This is a genomic window from Microcystis ichthyoblabe FBCC-A1114 (assembly GCF_050500245.1).
Classification (GTDB): Bacteria; Cyanobacteriota; Cyanobacteriia; order Cyanobacteriales; family Microcystaceae; genus Microcystis; species Microcystis ichthyoblabe_A.
In genome coordinates this window covers 813,068-826,543 of sequence record NZ_CP191408.1, presented here as the reverse complement: position 1 = coordinate 826,543, position 13,476 = coordinate 813,068, and the positions used below count along the sequence as shown (strand labels likewise).

The following is a 13,476-nucleotide window of genomic DNA, read 5'->3' as shown; positions in this document are numbered from 1 at the left end:
CTTCTTAATTTTTTATTTGGGTAATTAATTTTGCATGACTACTTAGCTTTGAATCAGCGATAACCTGTGTGCGCTGGTATAGTTATCGCTGGTTAATAGAACGCTATCATTTTGTTTTAAAAAGTGGTTGTGGATTAGAAAAACTGCAATTAGAAACGGGTCGTAGAATTGAGATGGCCTTAGCTACCTATTCAATTGTAGCTTGGAGATTACTCTGGTTAACCTATCAAGCACGCTTACACGGAGAGGAGAGTTGTGAAAGTTTTTTGGAAGAACATGAATGGCAATCTTTGTGTGCCACTATTCATAAAAAGAGTCCGCCACCTGAAAAGCCGCCCTCCTTTCGAGAAGCGGTCAGAATGATTGCTTCTCTTGGGGGGTTTTTAGGTAGAAAAGGTGACGGTGAACCAGGTGTTAAAACTATTTGGTTGGGACTGCGAAGGTTACATGATATCAGCCAGACTTGGAAACTATCTCATCAAATTAGTCCCCCCATAGAACCCCCTTGAGCCATCTTGCACACTTTTCTCTTTTTGTCAAATTTTATGTTAAGAAAGATGTGACTAATGGATAGCTTATCAAGGGGGGTTGGGGGGATCGAACCCAAAATCCATTTTTAATTTAATTAAAACCAGCTACTTACCATTTTAAAAAAATCAATTAATAAATTCAATTTCAGTTAGGGGAACCAGAAATGTTGCTTTTTTATCCCGATGGACAAGCTTTCACTAGCTATAATCAGGAAAACAACGAGCGGAACGATTAGCGAATAAACTGCGGGAATTAGGCATTAATCCTGACGATATCTAAGTTTACCCCTTGATCTCACTTTTATTACCAAGTATTTCAATTAAAGTTAACTCTATTATTGGAAAGGATTCAATAAAAATACTTTCACCTCGATAATATTTCTGAATAGCTTGATAACTACCCTGCAGCGGATGGCGATAAACTTCTAAACATTCTTCCTTGAGATTAACGATCCAAACTTCTTGAATATTTGCCTCTGCATAAAGAGGGATTTTAGTATAGCGATCATAATCGATGGTAGAATCAGAAACTTCAATAATTAAATAGATATCTTGAGGACAAGGATAGGCAGCAACATAAAAATCCGATCGAGGTATTAGTAAACTTAAATCTGGTTCTGGTTGAGAATTATTATTTAATCTAATCGGATTTTGCACCCTGAGAATAATTTTCTGTCCTAATTTTTGATAGAATAATTGTATTAATCTATCTACACTAGAAGCATGACGGGTTCCCATCGGTGACATTTTGATAATTTCTCCTCGAATTAATTCCACTTTTTCATCGGGTTTGATTATTCCCTCGGTTGCCATTTTTTCGTATTCTTCCACCGTAAACTTACGCGTAATCAGTGATAAAGACATTTTAACTAAACTCCTACTTTCTCTTTATTCTATCTGGACAGCCTTCCAACGGGTGAATTATCGGTATTTAAACCATTAATCGGGAGGAATAAACTAACTTTTTGGGGACTTGTACTGATTTTTCGGGAAAAAACAGCACTTGCCATGGCGACAAAACCGCTAGAGCTAACGTCTAGAAAGCTGGGGTCGGATCGAAACTGCCCCAAAAAAGCTACTATAGGTCAGTTGTCGATGTTAAAAAAAATAGCCGTTCCCATCTGGAACATTAAGTCGAGAAATTTTATGGTTAAGCGAAAACAGCCTTATAGTTTAATTTATCTGTTCAGTCTGGCGATCGGTTTAGTGATTGCGATCGCACCTGACGGACAAGCACAAACCCCCGACTCTAACACTCCTGCCAGCGATCCTAACGAATTAAAACCCTTAAATCAAGCCGATAGTGTTCTGAGTCTTCAGGGGGGACAACGTTTAGTGGAAGAAGCGAACACTGCTATTAATGCCGCTAAATACGATGTCGCTGTGGATAAACTCAATCAAGCGCGTCGGATTTTTAACCAACTATCTAACTATCATCTGCAATTAGCTAATAGTTTCTCAGGAATTGACCCGAAAGTATTCGATTCTCAGCGTCAAAGTGCTTTAAACACCGGACAACTGCGGGATGAAGCCACCTATCAGCTTGCTTTAGTTCATAGGGCGCAAAATCAGCCAGAATTGGCGGTTCCTTTGTTAATTCAGGTGATTCAATCCCAAAACCCCACCAGTGAATTAGGACAAAAAAGCTATCAACAACTCTACGAGATGGGATTTGTCAGTACACCCATCTCTGCACCGACTCCCACCTCCGCAACTCCTAGCAATCCCCCCCCACAGCAGTAAATTTTATCCCCATTGACGAGCTTTCGGTAACAATGGGATCAGAGTATCTTTAATTGTTTTGAGGAGTTAAGATGGTTGACTTTCGCCAAGTAGAAGCGATGATTCAAGAACAAATCCCCGATGCACAAGTGATGATTCGGGATTTGACGGGAGGTGGCGATCATTTGGAAGCGGTGGTTATTTCTGGCGAATTTGCTGGCAAAACCCGCGTTAAACAGCATCAAATGGTTTATGGCGCTTTACAATCGGCACTGGCTACCGAAGCCATCCATGCTTTGGCATTAAAAACCTACACTCCCGACAGTTGGGCAGCAGAAAAATAACAGTTATCAGTTATCAGTTATCAGTTATTAGTTAGTTTTTTTCTGGTTTTCTTTGTGGCTAATTATCTTCACAACACACAGTCTAATTTAATTACTCATGGTTAGTCCTTTACTAGAACCCTTTCGAGAAGCCTATCGCAATTTGGAACTTTTACCCCTGCGATCGGATAAAGAATTACAGCGTTTTGCTGTTAAATACGGCACAGAAATTATCGAAGAATTAGAACAATTGATAGAAGATAGTCCTTCGGAAGACGGAAAAATTATTCTAGCAGGACATCGGGGTTGTGGTAAGTCAACCCTACTCTATGAATTTAAAAGAAAGTTAGATGATCGCTGTTTTGTTGTTTTCTTCTCGATCTCAGACATGATCGAAATGTCAGACGTAAATCATGTTAATATTTTTGGCTCTTCGTTACTCTTTATGCTAAATCAACATACAAGATGCCAAGACAACATACTTCTAACCCAAAAATTCCGAAAGTTTCTAAAGCCATAGGCTCTCCGTTTTATTAGTTTAAGTTTATTGTTGATTCCCTCGACCACCCCATTAGTTGTCCTTCGCTCGAAATAACTAATGATTTCTCCAAACCAGTTTCGGATTGTTTGACAACTCTTGGTAAAAACACTGGAGGATTTTGCCAACCAGTCCGAGATGGATAGCAGTCCTTCTGTCGGATTCTCTGAGGTTTCATAAATCTTTCTAAATTCTTCCTTTAACTCGTGCATCTTTTTCAAATTTGGGAAATTTTCTTTGATAGCTTCTAGTTTGATTTTTTGGGTTTCCGTTAAATCTTTTTCATTTTTTAACAAGCTATATTTACTTCGCTTTAAAACTTCTAGCTTCGCTTCTTTTTCCGCTTTCTGTTTTTTATTTCTCTGCGCTTCTACGGCTCTTTTTTCTGCTTTTCTTTGTTCGTCTAACTCTTGATTAATTTGTTTCATTACATGGAATCTATCGGCGACTACCTCGGCCGATGGCATCAATTCTTTCACCAAATTTTTATAGGGCAACCAAAGGTCTATGCTGACTTCTTCAATTTGCTCTAACACCTCTTTTCCCCACCCTGTAAGCGTTTCCCTCAATTCTTCTTGTGTTCGCTTCTCTAGAATAGCTATTAGTTTTCCCGTATCTAAATTTACTAAAACCGCACAGTAATTTTTTTGTCCTTTGACTAGAGCGATTTCATCAATTCCTAGTCTTTTTAATTTCGATAGGTCTGTCTCTGTAATTTCTTCAGCTATGTCCTCTATCATTCTTTGAATCTCTTCTTCCGTTACGTCATTTCTTCGGCTAACATTTAAAATATCTCCTTCTTTTAATTGTTCGAGTATATTCTCGGCTAGTCTTTTCGTATAGGTTCGTTTCTTGGCGACAAAATCTAACTCTTCGCTAAAGGGTTTCTGACAATTACCGCACTTAAATTGACGACGATTAACTTGTAGGTACACTGGTTGACCTGAGAGCGGTAAATCTTTGACTAAATGTCGATGATTTTGGTGAAGTTTATCGCTCTCTAACCCACAACGAGGACAGGCTGCTTTTTGATTTTTCGATTCGACTGGTCAAACTATACCGATATTTTCTAGGTGTCGATAGCCTTGAATACAGGTTCCTTGTAGGTTCAAAAATTTGTCAAGTATCATAAGTAAAATAATCTCGTTTTTGGCAATTATATCAAATCTTAACTCAATTGTCTATCTTTTGGCATTAACCTGTTTGTGCCTTAAGTCCTTCCCTGTATGGATTTCAGCTACTTTTGAGCTTAGGTACTCTCATCGAATTTTATTTTAAGTTAATTATTTGCATAACAATTCCCGAAGAGCCATATTTTATTCTCGATCGCCGTTCAGATGATGTCAGAAGCGGAAGCCCAAAATTTAACTATTAAAGATTAGAACTCTTGCAAATTAATTATATGTTATAATGATGGGTTAACTAATTTTCCCCAAAAAATTAGTTAATCAGTACATTCGTCCTGAATGAAAACTTGAAGTTTAACTTTTAACTCAAAACTCTTTAGAGCTGCTTTAATTTGGTTATCAAAACCTCTTTATTTAAGCGGCACAAACTATCTCAATTATAAAAATTGAGAATAAATTCTCCTTGACTTGATTAATCTTTAGGCAACTTTTAAGAAGCTGCTATACCTATCCCTAACTCACAGTTATAAATAGCCGCCAACAAGTTAACTCTTAAACTATATCTTCGACGACGATTCCGATATTTACAGGATAAGATTTTAAAGATTTTGAGTTTCCTATTTATATGTTCAATGATAATCCTTTCTTTGGCTAAAGCCTTGTTATACTCTTTTTCTAACTCTGTTAATTTTCTATTTTTCGATTTCTTTTTCGGTGTATAACTATTACTATGGTATGCAGCTATTCCCTGATAACCACTGTCTTCTATGCTGGTAGTTAAAGGATGAAAACGAACTCGACTTTTTTTAAATAAACTAAAATCATGACCTCTACCTTTCCCACAGAAGACACAGATAATTTCCTCTGTATTTTGATCAGCTACTAATTGGGATTTTAAAGTATGATAACCTCTTTTACCCGAAAAAAAATCTTTCTGTTTCTTTTGGGGGCGTTCAATGGGAGTTTCCGTTACATCCATTACCGTTATGACCGGTATCTCTGCTTGATTGAGTAAAGCTTTTTTTCCTTTTAAACGGAAGTTTCCCGATTGTAAAAGCATTTTTTCCGTCTTATTTACAATCCGACATATAGTTGATTCTGATAGTTCCCAGCTTGTACCAATGTGAAAATATGTTCTATATTCTCGCCAATATTCTAACGTTACTAAAACTTGTTCTTCTATAGATAGTTTAGGTTTCGGTCCCCTTTTAGATGGTGAATTAGAGTCGGCTTCAACACTTTTTACTGATTCTACCATCTTTCTATATGTTTGTTTGTACACACCGAAACGGCGTTTGAATTGTTCATCTGATAAGTTTTGATAATCCATAATTTTGCTAATAAACATAGCAAAATTATAGATGATTTCCTGACCTAAGATCACATTTTATTCTTTTTTCCACTTCAATCTAAGAATTGAGAAAAAAGCAAAACCTTATATTATACCATAAAAAAATTATGCAAGAGGTCTATTCTATTAAAAAAAGCTTTTATCAATGGTTTGCTGAACAAATTCGCACGGAAACCAATCAAGCAGATGCCACTCTCGAAACAGGTTTTAACTTTTCTTCTTTACTAGCTCACATTAAAGGCATTCTCAAGATTAATTCGACTATTCGCGAGGAAATCAAACAAAAGTATGAGCGGATAATTAACGATTTAGTTGCCCAAATTAACATTATAGCTAGTGTGATCGAGTCCCAAAGTCAGAAAAAAATCTTAGTAATTGTTGATGACATTGATAAAATTGACTTAGCACAGGTAAGGGATATTGGCTCTTCTGGTTTATGTGTGGAAACGAAGCCTATACTGATAGTTTCTTCGGCAAAATAGTCGTAAAAGTCCTTCTCAGTCAACATTTCACGATTCCATAAGCAAAAATTATCACACAAAGTCGAGAAGAGCCGGATATTTTTCAATCCCATATTAAAGCGATTATGTTGCCCAGTTTTCGGATTATTATGACTATTCCGATCGCTGCTTTAAGAGAGGTAGCTTTAAAGGCAACTCTCCAAACAGAAACTAATGATCAGATTGTACAAATGCCTGTATATAAACTCTTTAAACAGGGAGACATTAATTCACCTAATGCTATACCCGATCCGCAAATTATTGCTACTTTAACCGAGATTATCACTAAGCGCATCGATCCCGCTTTAATCGATCCTGACACCCTCGAAAAAATTTGTCTTTATAGTGGGGGAGTGTTACGAGAATTAATTCGCATTACTAATGATTGCTGTCGGGTTTGTTTGCGATCAGTTCGTCGTTATCCTGATGATAATACCCTAAAAATTGATCAAGCTGTTTTAGAACAATCAATCACAGAACTTAGTCTGGATTTTGCTGAAAGTATCGGTACAGCAGATGAGGAAATTATTAAAACTGTTTATGAAAAGTTAAAACCGAAGGATCTCAAGGATCAAAATTTTCTAGATCTGCTGCATGGTTTATATATTTTGGAATACCGCAATGGCGATCTCTGGTATAACGTGCATCCGATTGTGGTTGAGTTAATGAAAAAAAGAGGAACAATTTGAATGGGATAAGTAAGTAGTTATAATTAAATTGAAGATGGATCCCCCCTTGATCCCTAGGACTGTTTCATTCTCCCATCAGAATATCAAAAGTAAAAGCGATCACAGTCAGGTAAAATGAGGAGTGACCGCCAACCTTTCAAATATATGTTGAGCTTAATAGAAAAACTAAAACAAGTCAAGGACTTTCGGAAAGATAAAGGAAAAAGACACCATTTATGGATAGTATTAGTAGTAATAATACTGGGAACAATGCTAGGATACTCAGGTTATAGAGAGCTAGGAGAGTTGGGAGCATCCCAATTTTGCAATAAGTATAAATGCTTAGAGACTAAAAACGTTAGCTAAGGCAAAATAAAGAGAAACAATTAAACGGTAGAATCATGAATACAGACCAAAAAGAACAACTAGATCAACATTTAAAAGCCATTGCTCAAATTCTAGTCGATAATACCCCAGAAGAACAACTACGTAGCTTTGAGGGCATTGAAACCGCCCTGCGAGACCATTGGCTGACTACATTGGGTCCTGCCATAGGCAATTTTTTTTTGAATCAGCAACAGGAACCCAAGCAGGGCGAACCAAAAGCGTAAGCAGTATCATAGGGAAAGTCAAGATAAGCGAGAAACAAGCCGATAAACTAGGATTAAGCAAGAATAATCGATTAAGTCCCATGCTGGAGAAATGTTGCTTAGGAGCAGTGGCTAAAGTCTCTTTTGAAGATGCGGAAAAAGATATCAAAATGGCGACAGGAATGGCAGTTTCAGGCAGTAGTCAACAGAGGCTTGTACAAAGATATAAATTTGAGGAAGCAGAAGCAAAGAGTCCGGTAGAAGCATTGAGTGTAGAGGTCGGAAAAGTCAGAATCAGAACGCCCAAAGGACAACCGAGTCAAGGTCGAGATTACAAAGCAGTAAGTCTGCATGGTCAAGAATGTGCGGGATTTTTTCAGCAAAATGAAGAATTACTGGAATGGGTGAACCGTCAGCCCTTAACAGAGGTAGTCACCTGTTTAGGAGATGGTCATGATGGGGTGTGGAATCTGATGGAGAAAATCGGTGTTAAAAGGAGAGAAATATTGGATTGGTATCATTTAGTAGAGAATATGAATAAAATAGGCGGGTCAAACCAGCGTCTGAATAGAATCAAAGAGAATTTATGGAAAGGAGAGGTGAAAAGAGTTTTAGAGGAATTAGAGGGATGCAAAAAGAAACAGGCTATAAATTTCACCAAATATGTCGATAAACATCGAGAAAGAATACCCAATTACGAACTCTATCAATCACAAGGGATTTGCATCGGTTCTGGAAGTGTAGAGTCAAAGATTAAGCAAATAGGTGCAAGAATGAAAATTGTGGGAGCACAATGGAAAGCAGAGAATGTTCCTCAGTATTTGAAGCTACGTTGTGCTTATCTCAACGGCGATATTGCCTGAGTATTTTTACTCATTGCAAAACTGGGATGCTCCCGGAGAGTTTGCTAAAAATAATCGGCACAGGCTGAGTAAAGAATTTAACATAATTCCAGAAAGAGTCCCATCCTATTCAACAATTAGAAGGGTAATGATGGGAGTTGACTGGCAGAGTTTGTTAAAAATATTTAACGAATGGGCATTACAAGAATATGGACAAAGAGATGATATAAATTGGCTAGGGATGGATGGAAAAAGTCTCAAAAACACCCTAAAGAATCCTAATAATGAACAACAAAATTTCATCATGTTTGTCTCATTGTTTAGTCAAGAAAGTGGATTAGTATTACACTTAAAAAGAATCGAAAACAAAAAAGGGTCTGAAATCGACGAAGGGCAAGCTATAATCAAGCATTGCTCTCTCCAAAATAAGGTTTTTACTGGCGATGCTTTACACTGTTAGAAAAAAACAATCAGCTTAATAGCCAAGAGTAAAAATGATTATGTTATCACCGTTAAAGGAAATCAGAAAAATCTTTATCAGCGAATACAAGACCTGAGTAATTCCTCAAAGCCAGAAAGTTGCTTTCTTGAACAAGATAATAGTCATGGACGAAAAATATCAAGAAAAATAGAAGTTTTTAAAGTTAGAAAAAATGAAAGACAAGGGTTTGAAAATCTGCGAAGAGTTATTAAAGTAGAAAGAAAGGGTAGTCGCGGGGATAAAACCTATGAAGAAACAGCTTACTATATCAGTAGCCTAACCGAATCCGCTCAAGTATTTGCTAAAATTATTCGAGGACACTGGAAAATAGAAAATCAGTTACATTGGGTAAAAGATGTAATTTTTGAGGAAGATAAAAGCGAGATAAGTGATTTTCAAGCGGCAAGCAATTGGTCAATTCTCACAACCATAGGATTGAATCTTTTCAGAGGTTTGGGTTTTCTCTCAATAACAGAGGGACAGAGATGGTTAGCTGAACGTTGGGAAAAACTGATAGTTTTATCGACGTAAGAAGCAGAAAAATTAGCTAAATTAACAGGATGTACTCTCAGACAATTTCAAGAGAGATAGGCTTTTAGTGGCTTGGGAACAGGCTTTATCAATCTATTCATAATAAATATTGGCAGAAGATTAAAGATTAGTTATTATGACTAACTCTTTTGATTAGAAAAAGATAAACTTGAGAATCCTCGATCAAATTTATTGACTCAAAATCAGCTATACTTAATTTAAATGAATCAACCCTACCTTTATCAAGGGGGTATTAAGGGGGGAGCCGCACCCCCCTTATCAAGCTATCCATTAGTCAGATCTTTCTTAACAAAAAGAGAAGAATCTTAAAAAAAGGGGAAACGATTGATAGGTATAGTTTTGAAAGAAGGAATTAAGGTGGAGGTAAGCAAAAAAATGGAGAAATGGGCAGCCCAAGAATTACAGTATGCAGACCTAGGGGACACCAGAAGAAAGAAAAGGTTAATCAGTATCGTAGAAAACTTGGCCAGCCAATCTAGTACAAGTGTGCCACAAGCTTCGGGAAATCTAGCCGCAGCGAGTGCCACCTACGACTTTTGGAATTCCCCCTATTTTCACCCCTCAGATATAATTGCCGCCCAAGCCAAAAGTACAGTAGAAAGAATCAAAGAACATCCAATAGTTTTGGCAGTGCAAGACACAACAAGTTTAGACTTTACGACGCAAAAAGCCAAAAAAGGAATGGGTTATCTAGATTATAAAAAATCCTTTGGTCTCAAAGTTCATACCACCTTAGGAGTGTCACCGCAAGGAATACCTTTAGGACTGATTAATCAATATGTCTGGGCAAGAGAAGAAAAGAATTTAGGGATTGCCAAGCAACGCAAAAAAAGAGAAACCGAAGAAAAAGAAAGTCAAAGATGGTTAGATTCTTTGTCAGAAACACAACAACAAATACCCGAAGAAATTCAAGTAGTAACAATCGGAGATTGTGAGGCAGACATATTTGATTTATTTGCCCAATCAAGAAGTCCTAACTCTCATTTATTAATCCGAGGAACTCATAACCGAAAAGTTAACTATCTCGAAGACAAGCAAAAGTCAGGGCATCCAGAGCCTAAATATTTACATCAATCCATCAGAGAAATAAAAGCCTGTGGTAGCCTAGATGTGCAAGTAAAACGCAATCCTAATCACGAGGCTAGACTAGCTAAACTAACAGTTAGATTTGCCAGTTTTGAAATACAAGTACCTAAGCATCACTCGAAAGCGAACCCTCGTCAACCGGTCAAATTACAGGTAATTTTAGCTGAAGAAGAAAATCCGCGTCCTGGAGTTAATCCTATCAGTTGGCTCCTCTTAACTAGCCTAGACATTAGTAGCTTTGAATCAGCGATAACCTGTGTGCGCTGGTACAGTTATCGCTGGTTGATAGAACGCTATCATTTTGTTTTAAAAAGTGGTTGTGGATTAGAAAAACTGCAATTAGAAACGGGTCGTAGAATTGAGATGGCCTTAGCTACCTATTCAATTGTAGCTTGGAGATTACTCTGGTTAACCTATCAAGCACGCTTACACGGAGAGGAGAGTTGTGAAGTTGGCTCTTCGTTACTCTTTATGCTAAATCAACATACAAGATGCCAAGACAACATACTTCTAACCCAAAAATTCCGAAAGTTTCTAAAGCCATAGGCTCTCCGTTTTATTAGTTTAAGTTTATTGTTGATTCCCTCGACCATCCCATTCGTTGTCCTTCGCTCGAAATAACTAATGATTTCTCCAAACCAGTTTCGGATTGTTTGACAACTCTTAGTAAAAACACTGGAGGATTTTGCCAACCATTCCGAGATGGATAGCATTCCCTCTGTCGGATTCTCTGAGGTTTCATAAATCTTTCTAAATTCTTCCTTTAATTCCTGCATCTTTTTCAAATTTGGGAATTTTTCTTTGATAGCTTCTAGTTTGATTTTTTGAGTTTCCGTTAAATCTTCTTCATTTTTTAACAGACTATATTTACTTCGCTTTAAAACTTCTAGCTTTGCTTCTTTTTCCGTTTTCTGTTTTTTATTTTTCTGCGCTTCTACGGCTCTTTTTTCCGCTCTTCTCTGTTCGTCTAACTCTTGATTAATTTGTTTCATTACATGAAATCTATCGGCGACTACCTCGGCCGATGGCATCAATTCTTTCACCAAATTTTTATAGGGCAACCAAAAATCTATGCTGACTTCTTCAATTTGCTCTAACACCTCTTTTCCCCAGCCTGTCAGCGTTTTCCTCAATTCTTCTTGTGTTCGCTTCTCTAGAATAGCTATTAGTTTTCCCGTATCTAAATTTACTAAAACTGCACAGTAATTTTTTTGCCCTTTGACTAGAGCGATTTCATCAATTCCTAGTCTTTTTAATTCCGATAGGTCTGGCTCTGTAATTTCTTCGGCGATGTCCTCTATCATTCTTTGAATCTCTTCTTCCGTTACGTCATTTCTTCGGCTAACATTTAAAATATCTCCTTCTTTTAATTGTTCGAGTATATTCTCGGCTAGTCTTTTCGTATAGGTTCGTTTCTTGGCGACAAAATCGGCTCTTCGTTACCCTTTATGCTAAATCAACAGACAAGATGCCAAGACAACATACTTCTAACCCAAAAATTCCGAAAGTTTCTAAAGCCATAGCCTCTCCGTTTTATTAGTTTAAGTTTATTGTTGATTCCCTCGACCACCCCATTAGTTGTCCTTCGCTCGAAATAACTAATGATTTCTCCAAACCAGTTTCGGATTGTTTGACAACTCTTGGTAAAAACACTGGAGGATTTTGCCAACCAGTCCGAGATGGATAGCAGTCCTTCTGTCGGATTCTCTGAGGTTTCATAAATCTTTCTAAATTCTTCCTTTAACTCGTGCATCTTTTTCAAATTTGGGAAATTTTCTTTGATAGCTTCTAGTTTGATTTTTTGGGTTTCCGTTAAATCTTTTTCATTTTTTAACAAGCTATATTTACTTCGCTTTAAAACTTCTAGCTTCGCTTCTTTTTCCGCTTTCTGTTTTTTATTTCTCTGCGCTTCTACGGCTCTTTTTTCTGCTTTTCTTTGTTCGTCTAACTCTTGATTAATTTGTTTCATTACATGGAATCTATCGGCGACTACCTCGGCCGATGGCATCAATTCTTTCACCAAATTTTTATAGGGCAACCAAAGGTCTATGCTGACTTCTTCAATTTGCTCTAACACCTCTTTTCCCCACCCCGTAAGCGTTTCCCTCAATTCTTCTTGTGTTCGCTTCTCTAGAATAGCTATTAGTTTTCCCGTATCTAAATTTACTAAAACCGCACAGTAATTTTTTTGTCCTTTGACTAGAGCGATTTCATCAATTCCTAGTCTTTTTAATTTCGATAGGTCTGTCTCTGTAATTTCTTCAGCTATGTCCTCTATCATTCTTTGAATCTCTTCTTCCGTTACGTCATTTCTTCGGCTAACATTTAAAATATCTCCTTCTTTTAATTGTTCGAGTATATTCTCGGCTAGTCTTTTCGTATAGGTTCGTTTCTTGGCGACAAAATCTAACTCTTCGCTAAAGGGTTTCTGACAATTACCGCACTTAAATTGACGACGATTAACTTGTAGGTACACTGGTTGACCTGAGAGCGGTAAATCTTTGACTAAATGTCGATGATTTTGGTGAAGTTTATCGCTCTCTAACCCACAACGAGGACAGGCTGCTTTTTTATTTTTCGATTCGATTTGGAAAACTATACCTATATTTTCTAGGTGTCGATAGCCTTGAATACAGGTTCCTTGTAGGTTCAAAAATTTGTCAAGTATCATAAGTAAAATAATCTCGTTTTTGGCTATTATATCAAATCTTAACTCGATTGTCTATCTTTTGGTATTAACCTATTTGTGCCTTAAGTCCTTTCCTGTATGAATTTCAGCTACTTTTGAGCGTAGTTGCTCTCATCGAATTTTATTTTAAGTTAATTATTTGCATAACAATTCCCGAAGAGCCACAAAATCTAACTCTTCGCTAAAGGGTTTCTGACAATTACCGCACTTAAATTGACGACGATTAACTTGTAGGTACACTGGTTGACCTGAGATTGGTAAATCTTTGACTAAATGTCGATGATTTTGGTGGAGTTTATCGCTCTCTAACCCACAACGAGGACAGATTGCTTTTTGATTTTTCGATTCGACTGGTCAAACTATACCGATATTTTCTAGGTGTCGATAGCCTTGAATACAGGTTCCTTGTAGGTTCAAAAATTTGTCAAGTATCATAAGTAAAATAATCTCGTTTTTGGCAATTATATCAAATCTTAA

The 13,476-nt window shown here is 37.1% G+C and carries 9 protein-coding genes and 9 pseudogenes; 11 read left to right on the top strand and 7 right to left on the bottom strand.

The window, feature by feature from the left end:
- Positions 1–44: 44 nt before the first annotated feature.
- Positions 45–509, top strand: a pseudogene (locus ACQY1Y_RS03930) (IS4 family transposase); the annotation flags it as partial.
- A gap of 303 nt (positions 510–812) precedes the next feature.
- Here ACQY1Y_RS03930 and ACQY1Y_RS03925 read toward each other — a convergent pair.
- Positions 813–1,394, bottom strand: a complete 582-nt coding sequence (locus tag ACQY1Y_RS03925) for a Uma2 family endonuclease (protein ID WP_069475487.1) — start codon at positions 1,392–1,394, stop codon at positions 813–815.
- 231 nt (positions 1,395–1,625) lie between these two features.
- On the opposite strand from ACQY1Y_RS03925, the gene ACQY1Y_RS03920 reads away from it, so the two are divergent.
- From ACQY1Y_RS03920 to ACQY1Y_RS03910, 3 genes are all read left to right on the top strand, one after another.
- Positions 1,626–2,273 (top strand): hypothetical protein, encoded by a 648-nt coding sequence (locus ACQY1Y_RS03920; RefSeq protein WP_042790659.1) that lies wholly within the window; start codon positions 1,626–1,628, stop codon positions 2,271–2,273.
- 71 nt (positions 2,274–2,344) lie between these two features.
- Positions 2,345–2,596, top strand: a complete 252-nt coding sequence (locus ACQY1Y_RS03915; RefSeq protein WP_002737239.1) for a BolA family protein — start codon at positions 2,345–2,347, stop codon at positions 2,594–2,596.
- 97 nt (positions 2,597–2,693) lie between these two features.
- Positions 2,694–3,095 (top strand): hypothetical protein, encoded by a 402-nt coding sequence (locus ACQY1Y_RS03910; protein ID WP_430014015.1) that lies wholly within the window; start codon positions 2,694–2,696, stop codon positions 3,093–3,095.
- Here ACQY1Y_RS03910 and ACQY1Y_RS03905 read toward each other — a convergent pair.
- Together ACQY1Y_RS03905 and ACQY1Y_RS03900 are read right to left on the bottom strand one after the other, a co-directional pair.
- Positions 3,029–4,243, bottom strand: a pseudogene (locus tag ACQY1Y_RS03905) (ISL3 family transposase). The gene ACQY1Y_RS03910 and the pseudogene ACQY1Y_RS03905 sit on opposite strands and share 67 nt — an antisense overlap.
- Positions 4,244–4,730: 487 nt before the next feature.
- Complete coding sequence (locus ACQY1Y_RS03900; protein ID WP_002732125.1) at positions 4,731–5,588, bottom strand: IS5-like element ISMae4 family transposase; 858 nt, start codon at positions 5,586–5,588, stop codon at positions 4,731–4,733.
- A 125-nt stretch (positions 5,589–5,713) separates the two neighbouring features.
- Between ACQY1Y_RS03900 and ACQY1Y_RS03895 the strand changes: the two are divergent.
- A pseudogene (locus ACQY1Y_RS03895) lies at positions 5,714–6,007 on the top strand (ATP-binding protein); the annotation flags it as partial.
- Here the strand turns inward: ACQY1Y_RS03895 and ACQY1Y_RS03890 are convergent.
- The gene (locus tag ACQY1Y_RS03890) at positions 5,947–6,165 is read right to left on the bottom strand and encodes a hypothetical protein (protein ID WP_430014014.1); all 219 of its coding nucleotides are present in this window, start codon (positions 6,163–6,165) and stop codon (positions 5,947–5,949) included. The pseudogene ACQY1Y_RS03895 and the gene ACQY1Y_RS03890 overlap by 61 nt on opposite strands.
- Between ACQY1Y_RS03890 and ACQY1Y_RS03885 the strand changes: the two are divergent.
- The 6 genes and pseudogenes from ACQY1Y_RS03885 to ACQY1Y_RS03860 form a co-directional block, all read left to right on the top strand.
- Positions 6,148–6,780: pseudogene (locus tag ACQY1Y_RS03885) on the top strand (ATP-binding protein); the annotation flags it as partial. The gene ACQY1Y_RS03890 and the pseudogene ACQY1Y_RS03885 overlap by 18 nt on opposite strands.
- Positions 6,781–6,924: 144 nt before the next feature.
- Positions 6,925–7,119 (top strand): annotated as a pseudogene (locus ACQY1Y_RS03880) (transposase family protein); the annotation flags it as partial.
- A 41-nt stretch (positions 7,120–7,160) separates the two neighbouring features.
- The gene (locus ACQY1Y_RS03875; RefSeq protein WP_002734616.1) at positions 7,161–7,370 is read left to right on the top strand and encodes a hypothetical protein; all 210 of its coding nucleotides are present in this window, start codon (positions 7,161–7,163) and stop codon (positions 7,368–7,370) included.
- Positions 7,371–7,450: 80 nt separating this feature from the next.
- A complete protein-coding gene (locus ACQY1Y_RS03870) occupies positions 7,451–8,212 on the top strand; it encodes an ISKra4 family transposase (protein WP_430014720.1) in 762 nt (253 codons plus the stop codon).
- Positions 8,190–9,203: pseudogene (locus ACQY1Y_RS03865) on the top strand (ISAs1 family transposase). The gene ACQY1Y_RS03870 and the pseudogene ACQY1Y_RS03865 overlap by 23 nt, the downstream one beginning before the upstream one ends.
- 396 nt (positions 9,204–9,599) lie before the next feature.
- Positions 9,600–10,760, top strand: a pseudogene (locus ACQY1Y_RS03860) (IS4-like element ISMae7 family transposase); the annotation flags it as partial.
- A gap of 29 nt (positions 10,761–10,789) precedes the next feature.
- Here ACQY1Y_RS03860 and ACQY1Y_RS03855 read toward each other — a convergent pair.
- From ACQY1Y_RS03855 to ACQY1Y_RS03845, 3 genes and pseudogenes are all read right to left on the bottom strand, one after another.
- A pseudogene (locus ACQY1Y_RS03855) lies at positions 10,790–11,740 on the bottom strand (ISL3 family transposase); the annotation flags it as partial.
- 26 nt (positions 11,741–11,766) lie between these two features.
- Positions 11,767–12,981, bottom strand: a complete 1,215-nt coding sequence (locus tag ACQY1Y_RS03850; RefSeq protein ID WP_193979949.1) for an ISL3 family transposase — start codon at positions 12,979–12,981, stop codon at positions 11,767–11,769.
- A gap of 156 nt (positions 12,982–13,137) precedes the next feature.
- Positions 13,138–13,434, bottom strand: a pseudogene (locus tag ACQY1Y_RS03845) (transposase family protein); the annotation flags it as partial.
- Positions 13,435–13,476 lie beyond the last annotated feature (42 nt).